At 48.8% G+C, this 16,974-nt stretch carries 17 protein-coding genes, 1 other RNA gene and 1 pseudogene; 12 read left to right on the top strand and 7 right to left on the bottom strand.

What is annotated here, in order from left to right; translation table 11 throughout:
* Positions 1-24 precede the first annotated feature (24 nt).
* Together SYN6312_RS09410 and SYN6312_RS09405 are read right to left on the bottom strand one after the other, a co-directional pair.
* Positions 25-816 carry an SDR family oxidoreductase gene (locus SYN6312_RS09410; RefSeq protein ID WP_015124641.1) on the bottom strand — a complete coding sequence of 264 codons (792 nt, stop codon included), beginning with the start codon at positions 814-816 and terminating at the stop codon, positions 25-27.
* 94 nt (positions 817-910) lie between these two features.
* Positions 911-1,417: a hypothetical protein gene (locus SYN6312_RS09405; RefSeq protein WP_015124640.1), complete on the bottom strand. Its 507-nt coding sequence runs from the start codon at positions 1,415-1,417 to the stop codon at positions 911-913.
* Between the two features lie 337 nt (positions 1,418-1,754).
* Here SYN6312_RS09405 and hemF point away from each other — a divergent pair, with 337 nt between their 5' ends.
* The 3 genes from hemF (at position 1,755) to SYN6312_RS09390 (ending at position 4,544) form a co-directional block, all read left to right on the top strand.
* Entirely contained in the window at positions 1,755-2,780 is a 1,026-nt protein-coding gene (hemF, locus tag SYN6312_RS09400) for an oxygen-dependent coproporphyrinogen oxidase (protein ID WP_015124638.1), read from the top strand.
* A gap of 130 nt (positions 2,781-2,910) precedes the next feature.
* Entirely contained in the window at positions 2,911-3,174 is a 264-nt protein-coding gene (locus SYN6312_RS09395; RefSeq protein ID WP_041430798.1) for a hypothetical protein, read from the top strand.
* Between the two features lie 41 nt (positions 3,175-3,215).
* On the top strand, positions 3,216-4,544 hold the full coding sequence (locus SYN6312_RS09390; protein ID WP_015124636.1) for an aminopeptidase P N-terminal domain-containing protein: 1,329 nt from the start codon (positions 3,216-3,218) through the stop codon (positions 4,542-4,544).
* Positions 4,545-4,549: 5 nt separating this feature from the next.
* On the opposite strand, the gene SYN6312_RS09385 is transcribed toward SYN6312_RS09390, so the two are convergent.
* The gene (locus SYN6312_RS09385; protein ID WP_015124635.1) at positions 4,550-5,017 is read right to left on the bottom strand and encodes a hypothetical protein; all 468 of its coding nucleotides are present in this window, start codon (positions 5,015-5,017) and stop codon (positions 4,550-4,552) included.
* A gap of 225 nt (positions 5,018-5,242) precedes the next feature.
* On the opposite strand from SYN6312_RS09385, the gene SYN6312_RS09380 reads away from it, so the two are divergent.
* From SYN6312_RS09380 to SYN6312_RS09360, 5 genes are all read left to right on the top strand, one after another.
* Positions 5,243-6,544 (top strand): valine--pyruvate transaminase, encoded by a 1,302-nt coding sequence (locus SYN6312_RS09380; protein ID WP_015124634.1) that lies wholly within the window; start codon positions 5,243-5,245, stop codon positions 6,542-6,544.
* A gap of 330 nt (positions 6,545-6,874) precedes the next feature.
* Positions 6,875-7,021 carry a type II toxin-antitoxin system HicB family antitoxin gene (locus tag SYN6312_RS18890; RefSeq protein ID WP_015124633.1) on the top strand — a complete coding sequence of 49 codons (147 nt, stop codon included), beginning with the start codon at positions 6,875-6,877 and terminating at the stop codon, positions 7,019-7,021.
* Positions 7,022-7,075: 54 nt separating this feature from the next.
* Positions 7,076-7,315: a hypothetical protein gene (locus SYN6312_RS09370; protein WP_015124632.1), complete on the top strand. Its 240-nt coding sequence runs from the start codon at positions 7,076-7,078 to the stop codon at positions 7,313-7,315.
* A complete protein-coding gene (locus SYN6312_RS09365) occupies positions 7,312-7,554 on the top strand; it encodes a type II toxin-antitoxin system HicA family toxin (RefSeq protein ID WP_015124631.1) in 243 nt (80 codons plus the stop codon). Before SYN6312_RS09370 ends, SYN6312_RS09365 begins: the two co-directional genes overlap by 4 nt.
* Before the next feature lie 637 nt (positions 7,555-8,191).
* Positions 8,192-8,662, top strand: a complete 471-nt coding sequence (locus SYN6312_RS09360) for a heme-binding protein (RefSeq protein WP_253276329.1) — start codon at positions 8,192-8,194, stop codon at positions 8,660-8,662.
* Positions 8,663-8,788: 126 nt separating this feature from the next.
* On the opposite strand, the gene SYN6312_RS09355 is transcribed toward SYN6312_RS09360, so the two are convergent.
* The 3 genes and pseudogenes from SYN6312_RS09355 to SYN6312_RS21000 all read right to left on the bottom strand — a co-directional run.
* On the bottom strand, positions 8,789-10,186 hold the full coding sequence (locus tag SYN6312_RS09355) for an MFS transporter (RefSeq protein ID WP_015124629.1): 1,398 nt from the start codon (positions 10,184-10,186) through the stop codon (positions 8,789-8,791).
* Between the two features lie 279 nt (positions 10,187-10,465).
* Positions 10,466-11,188, bottom strand: a complete 723-nt coding sequence (locus tag SYN6312_RS09350; RefSeq protein WP_156804768.1) for a hypothetical protein — start codon at positions 11,186-11,188, stop codon at positions 10,466-10,468.
* 126 nt (positions 11,189-11,314) lie between these two features.
* Positions 11,315-11,413 (bottom strand): annotated as a pseudogene (locus SYN6312_RS21000) (element excision factor XisI family protein); the annotation flags it as partial.
* Positions 11,414-11,670: 257 nt separating this feature from the next.
* Here SYN6312_RS21000 and SYN6312_RS09345 point away from each other — a divergent pair.
* The 4 genes from SYN6312_RS09345 (at position 11,671) to SYN6312_RS09335 (ending at position 15,789) form a co-directional block, all read left to right on the top strand.
* Positions 11,671-13,770, top strand: a complete 2,100-nt coding sequence (locus SYN6312_RS09345; RefSeq protein ID WP_015124627.1) for a M3 family metallopeptidase — start codon at positions 11,671-11,673, stop codon at positions 13,768-13,770.
* Between the two features lie 50 nt (positions 13,771-13,820).
* On the top strand, positions 13,821-14,525 hold the full coding sequence (gene ubiE / locus SYN6312_RS09340; protein WP_015124626.1) for a bifunctional demethylmenaquinone methyltransferase/2-methoxy-6-polyprenyl-1,4-benzoquinol methylase UbiE: 705 nt from the start codon (positions 13,821-13,823) through the stop codon (positions 14,523-14,525).
* A gap of 47 nt (positions 14,526-14,572) precedes the next feature.
* Positions 14,573-14,935, top strand: an RNA gene (rnpB, locus tag SYN6312_RS18590) — RNase P RNA component class A.
* Positions 14,936-15,105: 170 nt separating this feature from the next.
* Entirely contained in the window at positions 15,106-15,789 is a 684-nt protein-coding gene (locus SYN6312_RS09335; protein ID WP_015124625.1) for a hypothetical protein, read from the top strand.
* A 3-nt stretch (positions 15,790-15,792) separates the two neighbouring features.
* On the opposite strand, the gene SYN6312_RS09330 is transcribed toward SYN6312_RS09335, so the two are convergent.
* Entirely contained in the window at positions 15,793-16,968 is a 1,176-nt protein-coding gene (locus tag SYN6312_RS09330; protein WP_015124624.1) for a 5-(carboxyamino)imidazole ribonucleotide synthase, read from the bottom strand.
* Positions 16,969-16,974 lie beyond the last annotated feature (6 nt).

Below are 16,974 nucleotides of genomic sequence, written 5' to 3'. Positions count from 1 at the left end.
CATAAATAAAAACTGGGGTGTTTTTTATGTGGCACTCTTCAATCCAGGGGGACGAAACCGTGGCTCTAGGGTTTTGACAAGAACATCCCTAGGCAAGAAACGCGGGAGGCTGACAACAACGCGATTTTGCAACTGCCCGCTCACCAGATGAGAACGCCGCGCCGCCAGAGCCATCAATGCTTCTCTAACAACCACTTCCGGTGCATCCCCTTTTGACATCCCTGGGGCTTGGGCCATCTCGGCTACATCGAAAAATTCAGTTCGGGTTGGGCCTGGGCAAACCGCCATGACTGTAATTCCCCGCCCATAGTTTTCGGCCCAAAGAGCTTCGCTGAAATGAAGCACAAACGCCTTAGTGGCGGCATAAACACTGATGTAGGGCATGGGGAGGAAACCTGCAATGGAGCTAACGTTGAGAATTTCCCCTTGCTGCCGTTGCTGCATTTCCCCCAGGAACAAATGGGTCAATTCCACCAAGGCCGTAATATTCACTTGGATCATGGTGGTAAACTTACCTAAATCACGGCTTGCAAACTCCCCATAGTCCCCAAAGCCAGCATTATTGATCAATAAGTCAACGGTCATCCCCCAGGCCTGGACTTGCTGAAAAATCCCTTGAGCCGCCCCCAATTGACTTAAATCTTGAACAATATATTTAACGGTGATTTCATATTGCTGTTGGAGGGGATCTCCCACGGCCTGGAGTTGTGCTTGGTTCCGAGCCGAAAGGATCAGGTCATACTGTTTGGCTGCCAAGGCCTGGGCAAATGCCGCTCCAATCCCCCGTGATGCACCGGTAATCAAGGCAACTGGCATACTGTATCTCCCTCAACCCTAGAGTCCTGAACAAATGTCCCTACTCTAGCGAATATTTAGGCCAATCCCTGATCTGTATTGTTGTTAAGAAAGCCTAAAAGCCTAAACAGGGATCTGGCGGCGGGGTCGTGGTAGGTGGTTCAGTTTCTGCGGCCATAGCTAAACGATTGGCCACTGTTGCGGCATAACCTCGGACTAAGGACCAAACCAAGGGTGCCAGCCAGCCCCGCATTAACACCGAGTAGGTGATTTTCGTGCCACAGACCGTAGATTCCATCCGGTAAATGACTCGCTCTTCAACCCCGGGCAGAACCATAATTCGGATACTGAGCAGATCTTCAGGGGAAACCCGCTCGACAAAAATCTGCATTGGCCAGGGAATTAACCGACTGACGGCCCCAAAAATAAGACCCGGCTTGGGCATTAATCCATAGGGAACATTGGTGCGGGCAATTAACGGGTGCCAAGAAACATCCGCCAAGTTGGCAATTTTTTTCCAAATCAAATCCACAGACGCGGAACTAATGGCCTGGTAAGTCCGAGCAAGAGGCCAACTGGCAGGGGACAACTTGAGGGATTTAGGTAAACGATGCGGGCCCACTCGGCTTCTCCTAACCTTGGCTATCGGGTTACGCAGACGGTTTTAAGGGGATAGAATATTCTACGAGCGTTAGCAATAGCCTACCGGAGGCGCAGCAAAGCTCTACACAGCATTGTCCATAGACCATTTCCTAACTTGCCTTTATGGAACCCTAAGTTGACTGACGGGGTATATCGGAGGAAACCGATAACTAATCCATTAAAACGCAAATCTTCCAAGGGATAAACCCAGCTTAAGGGAACTTTAAGATTGATAACCCAGCCTCCCATCTGACCACAATCTCATGGATCATTTTAGATAGCGTCTGATCTCAAGTTTTGATGGAACTTCCTTAATTATGTCCGCCCCTGCCACCATACCAACTGTTACCTCTCTACCTCCCGATAATTCCCGCGAGCAAGTTGCCACCTTTTTAAAAGGCTTACAAGACCGGATTTGCCAGGGACTAACCACCGCAGACGGGCAAGGGGAGTTTCAAGAAGATAGTTGGACGCGGCCGGAAGGCGGGGGGGGCCGATCTCGGGTGATTCGCCACGGCGGTTTACTGGAGCAAGGGGGAGTGAATTTCTCCGAGGTTTGGGGTGATCACCTGCCACCGTCTATTTTGCAGCAACGTCCAGAGGCTGAGGGTCATCGGTTTTATGCCACCGGAACCTCAATGGTGTTGCATCCCTGGAACCCCTATGTACCCACGGTTCACTTGAACTACCGTTATTTTGAAGCTGGGCCCGTATGGTGGTTTGGGGGTGGTGCAGATTTAACCCCCTACTATCCCTTTGCTGAAGATGCAGCCCATTTCCATCACACCCTCAAACAGGCCTGTGACTCGCACCAGCCCGATTACTATCCCGTTTTTAAGCTCTGGTGTGATGAATACTTCCATCTGAAGCATCGGGGGGAATCTCGCGGCATCGGCGGTATTTTCTTTGACTACCAGGACGGTGAACAGGAGTTGTATCGTGGCCCCAATCCCCATGGCCTGGCAGCCCAACTGAGTCAAGAAAAGGGAATTCCACCACAACGGACTTGGCAAGACCTCTTTGGCTTAATTCAAACCTGTGGCCATGCCTTTTTAGATAGCTATTTACCAATTGTGGAACGGCGGCGGGGCCTGGAGTATGGTGACCGAGAGCGGCAATTTCAACTCTATCGGCGCGGGCGTTATGTGGAATTTAATCTGGTTTATGACCGAGGTACTATTTTTGGGTTGCAAACCAATGGCCGAACAGAATCTATCCTGATGTCTCTGCCGCCCCTAGTCCGCTGGGAATATGGCTATCAACCAGAACCCAACTCCCCGGAAGCCAAGCTCTATGAGATTTTTCTCAAGCCTCAAGATTGGGTCAACTGGCAACCCGCCTAATGCCGTTCTCCCATCATCTCTCCCGATTCTTCTAGAAAGTTCCGTATTTTTACGATGGTTGACCTACTCCGGATTTGACAGAGTGGTATGTGCATAACTGCCTAAAACTTAGACCTCTATGGCGTTCCCGATGGGTGTTCCCTCCATTTTGTCCACCGGAGTAGTGATGGACTCGTCTATTCTCAATCAGATCATGGCCCGACTTTCCCATGCGGATCAGATTCGTTTGCTGGTTTCTCATCCCTTTTTTACGGGCCGTTGTCCCCAATGTCATAGTCGCGTCCCCCTCTCCCAGGCCAATCTTGGACAAGCCCAGTGTACCCATTGTGGCTGGCAGGATCTAGACCTGCAACAGGAAGAATTACGAGAGGACAGCATTACCCCCTCCTGCTAAATTTTTCCCATATCATGGTTCTATGGCTTGGAGTGATTGGGATGCAGGCAGATTATCAGCAACGGCGGGAGACCTTAAAGGCAAAAATCGGCACAGGAGTTGCTGTCTTCAACAGCGCGCTGCGGGCGGTCATGCACAACGATGTGGAATACAACTTTCGTCAAGATAGTGACTTTTATTATCTGACTGGTTTCAATGAACCCGGAGCCGTTGCCGTCTTCGCCCCTAACCATAGCGAGCATCAATTTATCCTGTTTGTCCGTCCCAAGGATTTAGAGCAAGAAATCTGGTCAGGGCGGCGGGTTGGCGTAGATGCAGCTAAAGATTTATTCGGGGCTGATGCAGTTTTTCCCATTGCCGAACTTGATGAAAAACTACCGGGCTATTTAGAAACTGGGGATCAGATTTACTATCATCTCGGTCGGGATGAAAAATTCGATCAGAAAATCCTCAACCATTACCAACACCTACTGCAAACCCTGCCCAAACGAGGCACTGGCCCAGTCGCCCTAGCGGATCCGACTCCGATTTTAGCTCCCTTGCGTTTAATCAAGTCTCCATCAGAGTTAGCCCTAATTACCCGCGCCATTGAAATTACCGTAGAAGCCCACAAGCTGGCCCGAGAGATGGCCAAACCCGGATGTTACGAGTATGAAATCCAGGCCGAGATGGAGCGTTTATTCCGTTTTCGGGGGGGGGATGGGCCGGCCTATCCGTCAATTGTTGCTTCTGGGGAAAATGCCTGTATTCTGCACTATACGGAAAATAAGCGCCAACTCCAGGCCGGGGATTTACTGCTAATTGATGCGGGCTGTGCTTACAGGTACTACAACGCCGATATTACTCGTACCTTTCCGGTCAGTGGGACGTTTACCGATGAGCAATATATCCTTTACGACTTAGTGTTGAAAGCCCAAAAAGCGGCGATTGCCCAGGCCAGATCCGGTAACACCTTTAATCAAGTCCATGAGGCAGCCGTCCAAGTGATTGTGGAAGGACTTTTAGAACTCAATCTGTTGGCTGGGGATGTGGAAACCTTGATGACCGAGGGCAAAGAAGACAATAAACAAAAATATCGCACCTTTTTTATGCACGGAACGAGTCACTGGCTGGGCCTCGATGTCCATGATGTGGGTTTATACAAACACAATAAAGAAACTTGGGTGACACTCCAACCTGGGCAACTCTTAACGGTCGAACCCGGAATTTATATTGCCCCCGAAGCCCAACCCGCTGAAGGTCAACCATCCATCCCTGATAAATGGCGGGGCCTGGGGATTCGGATTGAAGATGATGTTTTAATTACCACAGGTGAACCGAATATTCTCACCGCCGCAGTTCCCAAAGAAATTGTGGACATCACCAATTGAATTGATCAAGGAGTTCGGCGGGTTAAGGTGGCTTCCATCAGACTAAGATTTTTAGTCCCAGCAGTATAAACTATTGTCATTGCATATTGATTAGGATTGAGTTGCCAATAGGTTTCTGTGCCGCCCCGTTTAGCGGGATCTCCTAAAACCCAAAATCGTTTGGTGATTGATTTCTCTCCGACCCAGCCCACCCCTTCCACCCGGCCCCACTGACTATGCTGTAGCACAAGGGTATAGTGACTTTCACCGTAAGCTAACTTGCCCCGATATTGCAGAGTCAATGGTGATTGTGGCTCTAACTGATCTGGAAATATAAATTTTGCGGCCATTGTGAACCAATCATCAGAAGTCCAACTGACTAGGATCCGCCCACTGACTTTTTGCTGACTTTGATTGGGGAGACATAAAGAGCCTTCCGCAGCCCAATCTCCGGCATCTATAAAAAACGTATGTCCCGCTGCCTGTGCCACCATAACTAGACCCCTACTCCCCAACCTGGCTGTCTCAACGTTTAAGGTTAAACTCTAAATACTGGAGATGCCTATCAAATGTTCAAATTTCCACCAGAATAATAGGGCATAATCATTACAGTTTAAGGGTCGGATGGACAAGAGATACGGATGTGATTTGCTTGGGGCGCGCCCCTGTCCGTCCAGGCCTACTTTACTCCCTGAAAAATACTGCAAAAGGTTAGCTCAATGAACCCACCCCTTTCAGCCATTGGTCAGCAAATGTCCCATTTGTCGGGGGTGCGGGCAATCATGAAAGATATTATTGAAACCCTCCATGCCCATAAGGGTAAAGAACTCATTAATCTTAGTGCGGGTAATCCCTTAATCGTTCCCGAAGTTGAGCAACTCTGGCGGGATTGTACCCAAGAACTCTTAGCTAGTCCTGAATATGGGCAAGTGGTTTGTCGCTATGGCACAAGTCAAGGCTATGAACCGCTGATTGAAGCCATTGTGGCTGATTTTAACCGCCGCTACGATCTCAATCTAACGGAGAAGAACGTTTTAATTACCCCCGGTAGTCAAACACTCTATTTTTATGCAGCCAACGGTTATGCTGGGCCAACGGAATCCGGGGAGATGAAGCAGGTGGTGCTGCCCCTCAGCCCCGAATATACTGGCTATGGCGGCATTAGCTTACATCCCGACATGGTGACAGCCTATCGCCCCCGTTTAGACATAGATGTTGCCCGGCATCGCTTTAAGTACCGTCCAGACTTTGAACAACTGAAAATTGACCAAAGTACGGGCTGTGTGATCTTTTCCCGTCCCTGTAACCCAACAGGCAATGTTCTAACTGATTTGGAAGTTCGGCAAATTGCTGACCAGGCCTTGCCCTATGGTGTGCCCGTATTTGTGGATGCTGCCTATGGCCCGCCCTTTCCCAGCCTTAACTTTACGGAACTCAATCCCATTTTTGGCTCGAATCTAGTCCATTGTCTGAGTCTCTCAAAAGCTGGCCTGCCAGGGGAACGGGTGGGAGTAGCCATTGGGGATGCCTCTATCCTGCGAATTTTGGAAGCCTTTCAAACTAATGCCTGTATTCATGCCTCCCGATACGGCCAGGCCATTGCTGCGCTAGCGATTGCCAATGGAGCATTAGCCCAGGTATCCACAGAGGTGATCCGCCCCTTCTACCAGGCCAAGTTTACAATCCTAGAATCAACCCTAGCAGAGTATTTATCCCCAGAATTACCCTGGTTTCTCCATCAAGGGGAAGGGGGAATTTTTGCCTGGCTCTGGTTGCAAGACTTACCGATTTCGGATTGGGAGTTGTACCAGCGGCTCAAGCAGGTGGGGGTAATTGTTGTTCCTGGTAGTTCCTTTTTCCCAGGCCTGCGGGAGGATTGGCCCCATAAACAGGAATGTATCCGGATTAGCCTCACCGCTGGAGATACTGAAATTGCTACGGGGATGAAACGCTTAGCCGAAACCATTACCCAGGTCTATCAGGAAGCATCCCGGCCGATGGCAGCCACTCTGAAGCACTAGACAAGAGGGAATAGGGATATGAACCTGTCCTCCGATGCCCCACCCAACAGCCCTTTCCCAAAAAACGGTAACAGCAACTTGTCGCCATTCGGGATCTCTTGCATTCCCAACCCCAGGAATGGACGATTGAGCAAATCATGGCCCAGTTCAAAAATGCCAACCGGAAAAACAAACGATCCTTGACTGTTTAGAGGCACTACAGGGCCTGGGGATTGTCGCTAAACATACTGAAACTCAAGGAGATACATTCCGTTGGTATTTTGCCGAACTTCAAAACAACCGTTAGTCAAACTAGGTAGCATGGAACAAGCAATAGGAGATTATTAAGTCATGGTCATTACCAACCCCCAGGCCCATTCTCGTCAAGTTCTTTTATCCCAAGATGAAGATGGTTATTTTATTGTCGAAGTCCTCAGCCTCCCCGGATGTGTTAGTCAAGGTAAAACTCGTGAAGAAGCCCTAGAAAATATTAAATGAAGCCATTGAATTACATCTTGAAGTCTTAGAAGAACATTTCCTGGAGTCATTATCATGAATCAGCCAATTCACGAGAGTGAAAAATTACGAGAAATTATTTTTCTAGTTGAAGAAGATCCAGAAGGAGGATACACGGCCAAGGCCATTGGAGAAGCTATTTTCACTCAAGCTGATAGCATTTCAGAATTACGAGAATTTGTAAAAGATGCAGTTGAATGTCATTTCCCAGATATTAACAACCGTCCCCAATTAATCCGTTTACACCTAGTTCATGATGAAGTATTTGCCTCATGAAACTGCCTAGAGATCTATCCGGCGAAGCATTAGCAAGAATTTTAGAGCGCCTAGGGTACGTTATTGATCGTCAAACTGGTAGCCACATTCGCTTAAGCACTCAACAAAATGGAGAACACCACATCACCATACCAAACCATAGCCCAATTAAGGTTGGTACATTGAGTGCTATCTTGCGAGAGATTGAAAATCATTTTGGACTAACTCGAGAGGAACTTCTCAGAAAGCTACTTAGCTAGGATTTCTAGAATCGGATCAAAAATGGTTAAATACATTTTTATTCTCTCGGAGCCTTCAGAGCTACATCAAATTCCCATGTCAAGGCCGAGAATTCGAGAACAATTAGACCAAGAGCTAAGTCAAACCTCCGATTAACTTTTGTCAACGATTCTTGATTTTGTTTACTTTCTCAACTCTCTCTATTCTGCCACCTCATTACCTCGCCCCGAATCTCCTTCTACTACTGCTTCAATCTTGCAAGCCTTAAAGTCTATTCAGTGGCATGGGGATGACCTAGAAGACTGTCTCGAACTCGTCAAAGCAAGTCATGGCAGATTTTACTTCCGAGGTTAACATGACAGAAATTATTTTTTGAGTTGAAGAAGCTCAGGAAGGTGGCTTTGTTTCAAGAGCGATGGGGGAGGCAATATTCACTCAGGCCCCTAGTCTCTCAAGAATTAGGGAAATTCGTTAAGGAGGCTGTTTAGTGTCACTATGAAAATGTTAATGAGCGAGAAGAGCTTGATGACAACTCAACCCTATCTATCATTGCACTATTTTTCTTTTATCTAACTTGGAGTTTTACGACCGATGTTCCATCCATCCATATCCTTTTCTGTTTTGCTTCTGGGTTTGGCGGTAGGTTCCGTCCCTCTCATGCCGGCCGTTGCCCTTGAAGAAACACCAGTACTCTCGGCTAAAATTGCCCTTAAAGCAGCAGAGGCGGGTATTGAGGCCTGTCGAGTTCAAGGCTATGGGGTTACGGCCACAGTGGTCAATCCAGAAGGAAATGTCATTATCGTGATTCGCAGTGATGGGGCGGGTGTCCACACAGTTCAAACGGCGTTTAATAAGGCTTATTCCGCAGTTACCCTGGCCAATAATCATAATCTTGACACCACATCAGGAATTCTCGCCTCAATGCAGGCCAAGGGGGCCGTTGGGGTTGGAACTTGGCCGATGCCACCAGACCCATTACGGGGGATTACCCTGTTTCCGGGTGGAGTGCGCTTAATGTCGAAAGGGAAGTTAGTTGGGGGCCTGGGAATTTCTGGAACACCCGTGGGGATGACGGATGAGGGCTGTGCCCTAAAGGGTCGCGATGCAATTCTCAACGACCTCAAGTAATCTGATTTAGGCCAGCAAGAACAAGAAAGACCAGAAAGAGCGGATGGATTCATTGGATTCAACCCGAACCAGCGACCTATCATTTCTTGGGTGTAGCTTACCAGGCCAGCCCTGTGGATGGTGATGTTAGGCTAATTCTTCTAAGCTCTTGCCATTCGGTTCTATTCTGACCACAAAGGTGATTAAGCCTCCCAAAACTGCTGTCCCAGAGAGGATATAGAGGAGTGGGGTGGTGCCAATTTGCTCTCGGAGAATAGGGAAGAAGAATGCGGTCAATACAGCCCCAATCTTGGCAAAGGAGGCGGCAAACCCGGCCCCCAAGCCCCGAATTTCTGTTGGAAAAACTTCACCCGCTAAGAGATAGGTCATGGCATTGGGGCCGAGGTTGTTCATAAAGTTGAAGATCATAAATCCGGCAAAAATCAGGAAAATCTTCAGTTCATGGCCATCGGGAATATCAGCCGCAAAGGAAGCAATCAGTAGCCCAACCGCGCACCCGCCAAAGCCGAGAATTTGGAGTGGAATTCGGCCAACTTTATCCACCAAGGGCAAGGAGGTTAAGAAGCCGAAAAGTAAGAATAAATCAATCACCCCAGAGCCTTCCGCAGCCACCATGTCCTGGAAAATGAAATTAGAGCTTGTTCTTGTAAACAGGGTTGCTAGGATGGTTGGCGTAAAAATGCCGATACCGTAGGTGGAGAGGTCTTGTAAAAACCAGGGGACAGCGGCAAGGATAGTGGCCTGGAAGTATCGGGGGGAAAACAGGAGCCGAAACCCTGGCCGGGCAGTTCTAATGTTGAGACTCAGAGAGCCACGGTCAATAGCTACAGGGCGTTTCAGTAATCGTTGGGCAGCGCGATGGGCCTCTTCAATCCGTCCTCGTGCTAAAAGCCAATGGGCTGACTCGGCCAGGGTAAGTCGCAATAGAAAGACAATCAACCCCGGCCCGATTAACGCTGCATACATCCACCGCCAGGCCTCGACTTGGGGATAGACCTTGAGGACTGCTAAACCCAGTAACACCCCACCTAATGAGCCAACGGATTGAAAGGCAAAGGCCCCCAACACCATCCGCCCGCGAAATTTACTGGGAATAGACTCAGAGACAATAATATGGGCAGTGGGATAGTCGGCTCCAAGGGCGAGGCCAACACAAAATAGGGCCACAATCAGCACCCCAATGTTCCAGGCCAAGGTACAGAGGACTAAAAACAGCGTAAAGAGGGCCATTTCCCAGACAAAAACAAACTTACGTCCAAGGCGATCCGCTAAGTTACCAAACAGGGAGGCCCCGACCAAAATACCAAAGAGGGTTGCAGCGGATAGGCTCCCATCTAGGGCTGCGGGTAGATCAAAATATCGCTCAAGCAGGGGTAAAGCAACACCTGTAATAAATATCACCATCCCTTCAAAAAATTTCCCCATTGCGGCTAAGGCCCAAATCCGCCATTGCATTGGGGTAAGGGGACGGGGCGGGGATTCATCAATATGGGCTTGCAGACTTTTAGGGAGTATGGATTCCATAGATACTAGATGGGAACGATCACAAAAGGACGTTTAGTATTTCCAGATTAACGCCGCCATAACGAGAAGAGGTAGGAGTGAAGATTTTAACCCGGACTCAGCAGTGGCTCAAGATAAGGGTGAGGGAAAATTTGACCAGACAATAGAGGGTATAAACATATGCCATCCTATTCCACAGATTGCGCCAAAACCCTAAAAATCTAATCAGCATTTCTGTAGGGGGTAGTTTTACCGGTCAGTTAAGGATTGTTTTGCCATTAATAACCAGGCCTGTTAGTTTCAAGAGTGGGAGTTTTTATAAATAACTAAGGTAAAGTTTTCAACGGGAGAGCCTTGATTATAGGTTGAGGGTATAAATTCTACTCGATGACCTGTTTGAGTGAGTTTTTCGACAATGGGGTTGACATAGGCATGGCGTTGGCGGGGATGGTTATTGGTATAAATGGGGTAGAGTCTAACTTGCTCACGGGCGATTCGGAGCAACTCCGTCATGGCCTGGTGATGAAAGTCTAAATCAAAGGGACTATTGGGCAAAATTCCGCCAGATTCGATCGAACTATAGGCTAAGAGAAAATGTGCTGATAAGACCCAATCAAAGCTGTTATCGGCAAAGGGCAAATGGGGTAAACTCCCAACTTGATAGGCCTGGGGCCGGTCTTTGAAATCGTGGTAGAATTTTTCCATTGCCTCTAGCTTGGCCTGGCTGAATTGGGCAAATATTTCATCAGTAAATGTTGGAAATTGATCCATGCGCACCTGGGCCTGGGCTAAGCAAAAGGTAATATCTGTCTTGGCCCGTTCATAGAGTTGTTCTGCGGATTGATTTTGATAAACCGGATCACAGCCGACTACATCCAGGCCCCGGTTAAAACTTTCGGCGACAAAGGAATCCGGCCCAGAAGGACAATCTAAAATTCGTTTTCCCGCCAGTTCTGCATCGGTGAAATTAAACATTTGTTCATATTCGGCAAATGTCCGGCCAAAAAACACAATTCGAGGCAAATTAAAATCAACACTTGGTTCTAGAGAAGTCATGGGAAGCGAGATTGGCAGTACTTTTTTATTGTAGGCTGAATCGGGAGTTGACCCCAGGCCTGGAGACATCTATCTAAAAATAATTATCAACCCCTACCCATGAATTGAATAACGATAAACCTGATGCAACTTTTCCCAACTAACATTCAGCCATGGATAGTGATCTGGTTCAGTATCAAAGATGAATTGGACTTCGACATCATTAGATTAGATATGTCATCTTCGGCATACTGAGTTAACAACTCTTGAATATTTTTACGATATTTATCTATCTTAATCTATTGCAAGATTACCTCCTCGGTTGGGGCATAGACTATTAGTGAAATCTGATCCTGAGTAACGGCGACTTGGGTAAATTCATAACGGTCGGTTTTCCCTAGTTCGCCCCCAGGCCCCGGATCCACTAGGATCAAAGCATTGAATCACGCCATACCTTTGTGGATGCTCCCATGACAACCGAGACAGCGATCAAAAATCCTCTCCTGATTGGGGATGGTCTGCCCCCGTTTGCGGAAATTGAACCGAGCCTAGTTGAACCCGCCCTCAAACAACTCCTGGTTGAACTGAATCAGGAACTGACCGACTTAGAAACAACCGTCATCCCGACTTGGGAAAAATTGGTCGAACCCGTTGAACGATTGGGAGAACGCCTGGCCTGGACTTGGGGGATTGTCAATCATCTCATGGGGGTCAAAAATAGCCCGGAATTGCGCGCCGCCCATGAAACCATGCAGCCCGAAGTGATTGAGTTTTATAACCGTCTTGGTCAAAGCCAGCCCCTCTACCAGGCCTACAAAGCTTTACGGGATAGCCGCGAGTGGTCAACCCTGGAACCGGCCCAAAAACGAATTATTACCGCCGCGATTCGCAGTGCTGAACACAGTGGGGTGGGCCTGGCAGGGGAAGCTAAAGAACGATTTAACCAAATTCAACTCCAACTGGCAGAACTGGGAACCCAATTTTCTAACCATGTTCTTGATGCCACCAAAGCCTTTCGCTTGAAATTAACGCAACCTGAAGAAGTCGCCGGATTGCCCCCCAGTTTACTGTCCTTAGCTGCCCAAACCGCCCGGGCCGATGGAGAAGAAGCGGCTACCCCGGACACAGGCCCTTGGCACATTAGTCTCGATTTCCCCAGTTTTGGCCCCTTCTTGCAACACAGTCAGCGGCGGGATTTACGGGAGCAGGTCTATCGGGCTTTCATTAGTCGGGCCGCTAGTGGTGAATGGGATAATAGCGAGATCATCGAAAAAATCCTCAAACTCCGGCAAGAAGAAGCGCAACTTTTGGGATTTAAAACCTATGCAGAATTAAGTCTCGATGGCAAAATGGCTCCCAGTGTGGCTGCGGTTGAAAGTCTTTTAGAAGAATTGCGCCAAGTCAGTTTTCCGGCCGCTGTCAAGGAAATGGAGGAATTGCAGGCCTTTGCCAGTGAACAAGGACAGAATGAGCCGTTACAGCATTGGGATATTGGCTATTGGGCCGAGCGGCAACGGGAAGCCAAGTTTGCCTTTAATGATGAAGAATTGCGTCCCTATTTTTCCCTGCCGCGGGTGTTGGATGGCTTGTTTGGCCTGGCCTCGCGGTTATTTGGTGTCACCATTACCGAAATTAAATCTGGTATTCCCGTCTGGCATCCTGATGTCCAATATTTCCAAATCAAAAACGAAACGGGGGCGGAAATTGCGGGCTTTTATCTGGATGCCTACAGTCGGCCGGCAGAAAAACGGGGCGGGGCCTGGATGGATGATTGTTTGGGCCGGGCTAAGGTGCGTGTCGGGACAGATTTCAAAACCCGCTTACCCGTAGCGTATCTAATCTGTAATCAAACCCCACCGATTGACGGCAAACCCAGCCTGATGACCTTTGGGGAAGTGGAAACCCTCTTCCATGAGTTTGGCCATGGCCTACAACATATGCTCACCCAAGTGGATTATCCCAGTGCGGCCGGAATTAATAATGTCGAGTGGGATGCGGTGGAATTACCCAGCCAGTTTATGGAAAATTGGTGCTATGACCAGGCCACATTATTCGGCATGGCCCGCCACTATGAAACCGGAGAAATCTTACCAGAACATTACTATCAAAAACTCTTAGCAGCCCGCACCTATCGCTCTGGGAGTGGGATGTTACGGCAGTTGTACTTCAGTTTGGTGGACTTAGAACTGCATCATCGCTATCAACCCAGTAGTTCTGAGAAAGCCAACGATATTCGGGATCGGATTGCCAAACTCACGACTGTCTTACCACCCTTACCGGAAGATGCCTTCTTATGCTCCTTTGGTCATATTTTTGCCGGGGGCTATGCGGCCGGGTACTACAGCTATAAGTGGGCCGAGGTCTTAAGTGCCGATGCCTTTGCTGCCTTTGAAGAGGTGGGCCTGGAAAATGAAGCGGAAATTCAAAAAACAGGCCGGCGGTTCCGGGATACGGTGCTCGCGCTCGGAGGTAGTCACCCCCCTATGGAAGTATTCAAATCTTTCCGTGGCCGAGAACCGGAAACTACACCGTTATTGCGTCACAGTGGCCTGGTGAGTAGCTCCCATTAAATCCAGCCCAAATCAACAGCCTCCAAGTCCTCTCTCGCCATTGATTCGTTGTGGAATTAACCTCCTCCCCTACCCCTAGCCAAGTCCAGGCCCTGTTTAATCGGATTGCTCCGGTCTATGATCCCCTCAATGATTGGCTCAGTCTTGGGTTGCATCGGGTTTGGAAGCAGATGGCAGTGAAATGGTCACAGGTTCAGCCCGGCCAGTCAGCTTTGGATGTTTGTTGTGGCAGCGGTGATTTAGCCCTACTGTTAGCCCGCCGAGTTGGGATTCAGGGCCAAGTGGTGGGTTTGGATTTTTCTACGGCTCAATTGGAGATGGCCAAAATTCGTAGTCGGGGTCTGGGGCAGATCAAATGGATTCAAGGCGATGCCCTCGGATTACCTTTTGATGATGGCAGTTTTGATGGGGCAACTCTGGGTTATGGCCTGCGAAATGTCAGTGATATTCCCCAATGTCTGAGTGAGTTATATCGAGTTTTACGGCCGGGGGGCTGGGTGGCGATCTTAGATTTTAGTCATCCTCAAGAGTTATGGCTCAAGAACTTCCAGGCCTGGTATCTCCAACAGATTGTGGTTCCCTTGGCCAAAACCTATAACCTCACAGACGAATATACTTATCTGATTCCTAGCCTCGCTCGTTATCCCAAACCCCCAGAACTGATCACGATGGCTCAAGCGGCTGGATTTCAGGCAGTGACATTTTATCCCTTAATGGGCGGACTGATGGGAGTCTTGGTGGGGCAACATCCTTAGATTCTTGGTCTGGTGATCTCGCGATTTGGCACAATAGGAACTGGAAAAGAGTTGGCGAGGTAGTTGCGGGGGTAGCAATACTCCTGAGGAAAGTCCGGGCTTCCAAAAGATCAGGCCTGCTGGGTAACGCCCAGTGCGCGCGAGCGTGAGGATAGTGCCACAGAAACATACCGCCGATGGCCTACGGGCACAGGTAAGGGTGCAAGGGTGTGGTAAGAGCGCACCAGCAATATCGAGAGGTATTGGCTCGGTAAACCCCGGCCGGAAGCAAGGTCACGAGGGTGCAAGGGTTGATCTTTTTCCTGCCCCGCTAGCGAGAACCGCAAGAGGCATTTGGTAACAAATGTCCCAGATAGATAACTACTCTTTGGTCACAAAGAACAGAACCCGGCTTACGTCTAACTCTTTTCCTTTTCCAATCTGAGTGAATCTCCCCCAACGCCTAGACTAGAAATGGTTCCCCCACGGCCAGGAACGTTGGCGATTCGGTAATCCTACGGAGTTATTCCGTCCCCTAAGTCCTGTAGGGTAGTAGGCAGGGTAATTGTTAAGAAAAGTAAACTTCATAAAACGAGATACCATGTCCCTTTCGCCGATGACCCGCTACCAAATTCGCCGTTTATTACAGGAAAATGCAGTAGCTCTGGGGATTACCGCTGTTCCCTTGCCCATGACTGATGACATCGAAGATTCCGCTTTTGCTGAACAACTCATTCGTTTAGAGTCCTTTGCCAGTGACAGATTAGCTGATTTGGATCTACTGGTGCGTTTACATCAATCTTTGAGTCGGCATGGTAGTAGCTATCGCGCCTATCTGCATAATTTAGAAGCAAAGTTGTTTTCTCTGATGGGGCTAAGTCTCAATTCACTGCCAGCCCTTGAGGAGCCAACCTTGCCGCTTTATTTTTCTGGAACTCTCAAATCTCTGCCTCAACCCAGTATCTCCTTAGCGGATGCCCTCGTTGTTTTGAACCAAGTTAGTATTGTTGCGAGCAAATATCTAGGGGAGCTAATCACGCGTAACTATTGGCATACCAGTCGGCCCCACAGTAGTTGGTTTGCTGATTATGAAGTTAGTGCCGCTGCGGAAGTGACCTATCGCCATCGCCGGCCAGCCGAGGAGATTTTGCTCACCCCAGAACAGCTAGATCAACTCCAGTCCTGGTTAACGGCGTTTGTCAGTCAATGCCAACGGGTACTCCCCCAATTTAGTCGGATGCTACAAAAAGTTGGTTTAGAGGCAAAAGTTCCCGGCCTGGGTTGATGCTCAGGAATACCAAATAGATTCAATCTGAGATAGGGTCTTGGTAATTGTTTCAGGCTCTTGATTATGGAGTAATACCGTTACATGGCCCAGCTTTCGGCCTGGATAGGCTTGAGTTTTACCATACCAATGGACAGTCGCTTGGGGAATTTGGCTCAGGGTTTGGCGTTTTTCACCGTAGTCGGACGTGGCGGTTTCAAAGCCCAAGAGGTTGATCATAACGCCGGCAGGAGATTGTAAGTCCGGATTGCCTAGGCCCCGGCCGGTAATCGCCAGTAAATGTTGGGCAAACTGACTGGTGTGACAGGCTTCAATCGTGTAGTGGCCGGAGTTGTGGGTGCGGGGGGCAATTTCGTTGATTAGCAGTTGATTGTCAGCGGTTAGGAAAAACTCAATCCCCAAGATACCGACAAAATCTAAGGCTTCTAAAAGGGTTTGGGCCATGGCCTGGGCCTGGGAGGTAATCTCAGAACTCACGGGGCCGGGGGCAATGACGCGACGACACACTTGATCTTCCTGTTGGGTTTCGACTAAAGGATGAAAAGCAACTTCCCCAGAGACCGAGCGGGCCGCCATCAACCCCAACTCACAGCGAAAGGGCACAAAGGCTTCAATTAAAAACGAATTAAAATCAGGGCGATCTTGCCAAAAACTATCCCAGGCCCCGACATCTTTAATTACAAACGTACCTTGACCGTCATACCCATGCCGCCGCGCTTTTACCACCACTGGAAACGCAAAGGTTTTGCTGACTTCCGTGAGAGTTGCAACGTGATCTGCGCCCACAAATTTCGGGATAGCTAAACCCAAAGATTCTAAAAATTGCCGTTGCTCTAATTTGTCCAACAGCGGGGCGAGACTGCTCAAACTGGGGCGAAAACACACTCCGGCATCAGCGAGTTTTTCTAACCCGACTAAATCCACAAACTCATTTTCAAAGGTAATGACATCAACTCTTTGGCTCAGGGCTTGAGTTGCAGCAAGATCGTCAATCGGAGCATAAATAACATCCCTTGCCACAGATACCGCAGAATCAGTAGCACTCGGCGTTTGGACAATTAACTCAATTCCCAAATCCCGCGCCGCCAGGCCCAGCATCCAAGCTAGTTGTCCACCACCAATGACCCCGACTCGTTTGTAAACTTGGCAATCTGGGAATGTTGAGTTTGGATTACTCATCGGCCC

Origin of the sequence: Synechococcus sp. PCC 6312 (assembly GCF_000316685.1) — a bacterium.
In the GTDB taxonomy this organism is placed as follows: Bacteria; Cyanobacteriota; Cyanobacteriia; order Thermosynechococcales; family Thermosynechococcaceae; genus Pseudocalidococcus.
Note: the sequence above shows the minus strand (reverse complement) of the source record. Positions and strands in the feature narration are given on the sequence as shown.

Bases quoted from the DNA above. Each gene is read 5' to 3' on its own strand.
- SYN6312_RS09410 (WP_015124641.1), bottom strand. From the start codon at position 816: ATGCCAGTTGCCTTGATTACCGGTGCATCACGGGGGATTGGAGCGGCA.
- hemF (WP_015124638.1), top strand. From the start codon at position 1,755: ATGTCCGCCCCTGCCACCATACCAACTGTTACCTCTCTACCTCCCGAT.
- SYN6312_RS09395 (WP_041430798.1), top strand. From the start codon at position 2,911: ATGGGTGTTCCCTCCATTTTGTCCACCGGAGTAGTGATGGACTCGTCT.
- SYN6312_RS09390 (WP_015124636.1), top strand. From the start codon at position 3,216: ATGCAGGCAGATTATCAGCAACGGCGGGAGACCTTAAAGGCAAAAATC.
- SYN6312_RS09385 (WP_015124635.1), bottom strand. From the start codon at position 5,017: ATGGTGGCACAGGCAGCGGGACATACGTTTTTTATAGATGCCGGAGAT.
- SYN6312_RS09380 (WP_015124634.1), top strand. From the start codon at position 5,243: ATGAACCCACCCCTTTCAGCCATTGGTCAGCAAATGTCCCATTTGTCG.
- SYN6312_RS18890 (WP_015124633.1), top strand. From the start codon at position 6,875: ATGGTCATTACCAACCCCCAGGCCCATTCTCGTCAAGTTCTTTTATCC.
- SYN6312_RS09370 (WP_015124632.1), top strand. From the start codon at position 7,076: ATGAATCAGCCAATTCACGAGAGTGAAAAATTACGAGAAATTATTTTT.
- SYN6312_RS09365 (WP_015124631.1), top strand. From the start codon at position 7,312: ATGAAACTGCCTAGAGATCTATCCGGCGAAGCATTAGCAAGAATTTTA.
- SYN6312_RS09360 (WP_253276329.1), top strand. From the start codon at position 8,192: ATGCCGGCCGTTGCCCTTGAAGAAACACCAGTACTCTCGGCTAAAATT.
- SYN6312_RS09355 (WP_015124629.1), bottom strand. From the start codon at position 10,186: ATGGAATCCATACTCCCTAAAAGTCTGCAAGCCCATATTGATGAATCC.
- SYN6312_RS09345 (WP_015124627.1), top strand. From the start codon at position 11,671: ATGACAACCGAGACAGCGATCAAAAATCCTCTCCTGATTGGGGATGGT.
- SYN6312_RS09335 (WP_015124625.1), top strand. From the start codon at position 15,106: ATGTCCCTTTCGCCGATGACCCGCTACCAAATTCGCCGTTTATTACAG.
- SYN6312_RS09330 (WP_015124624.1), bottom strand. From the start codon at position 16,968: ATGAGTAATCCAAACTCAACATTCCCAGATTGCCAAGTTTACAAACGA.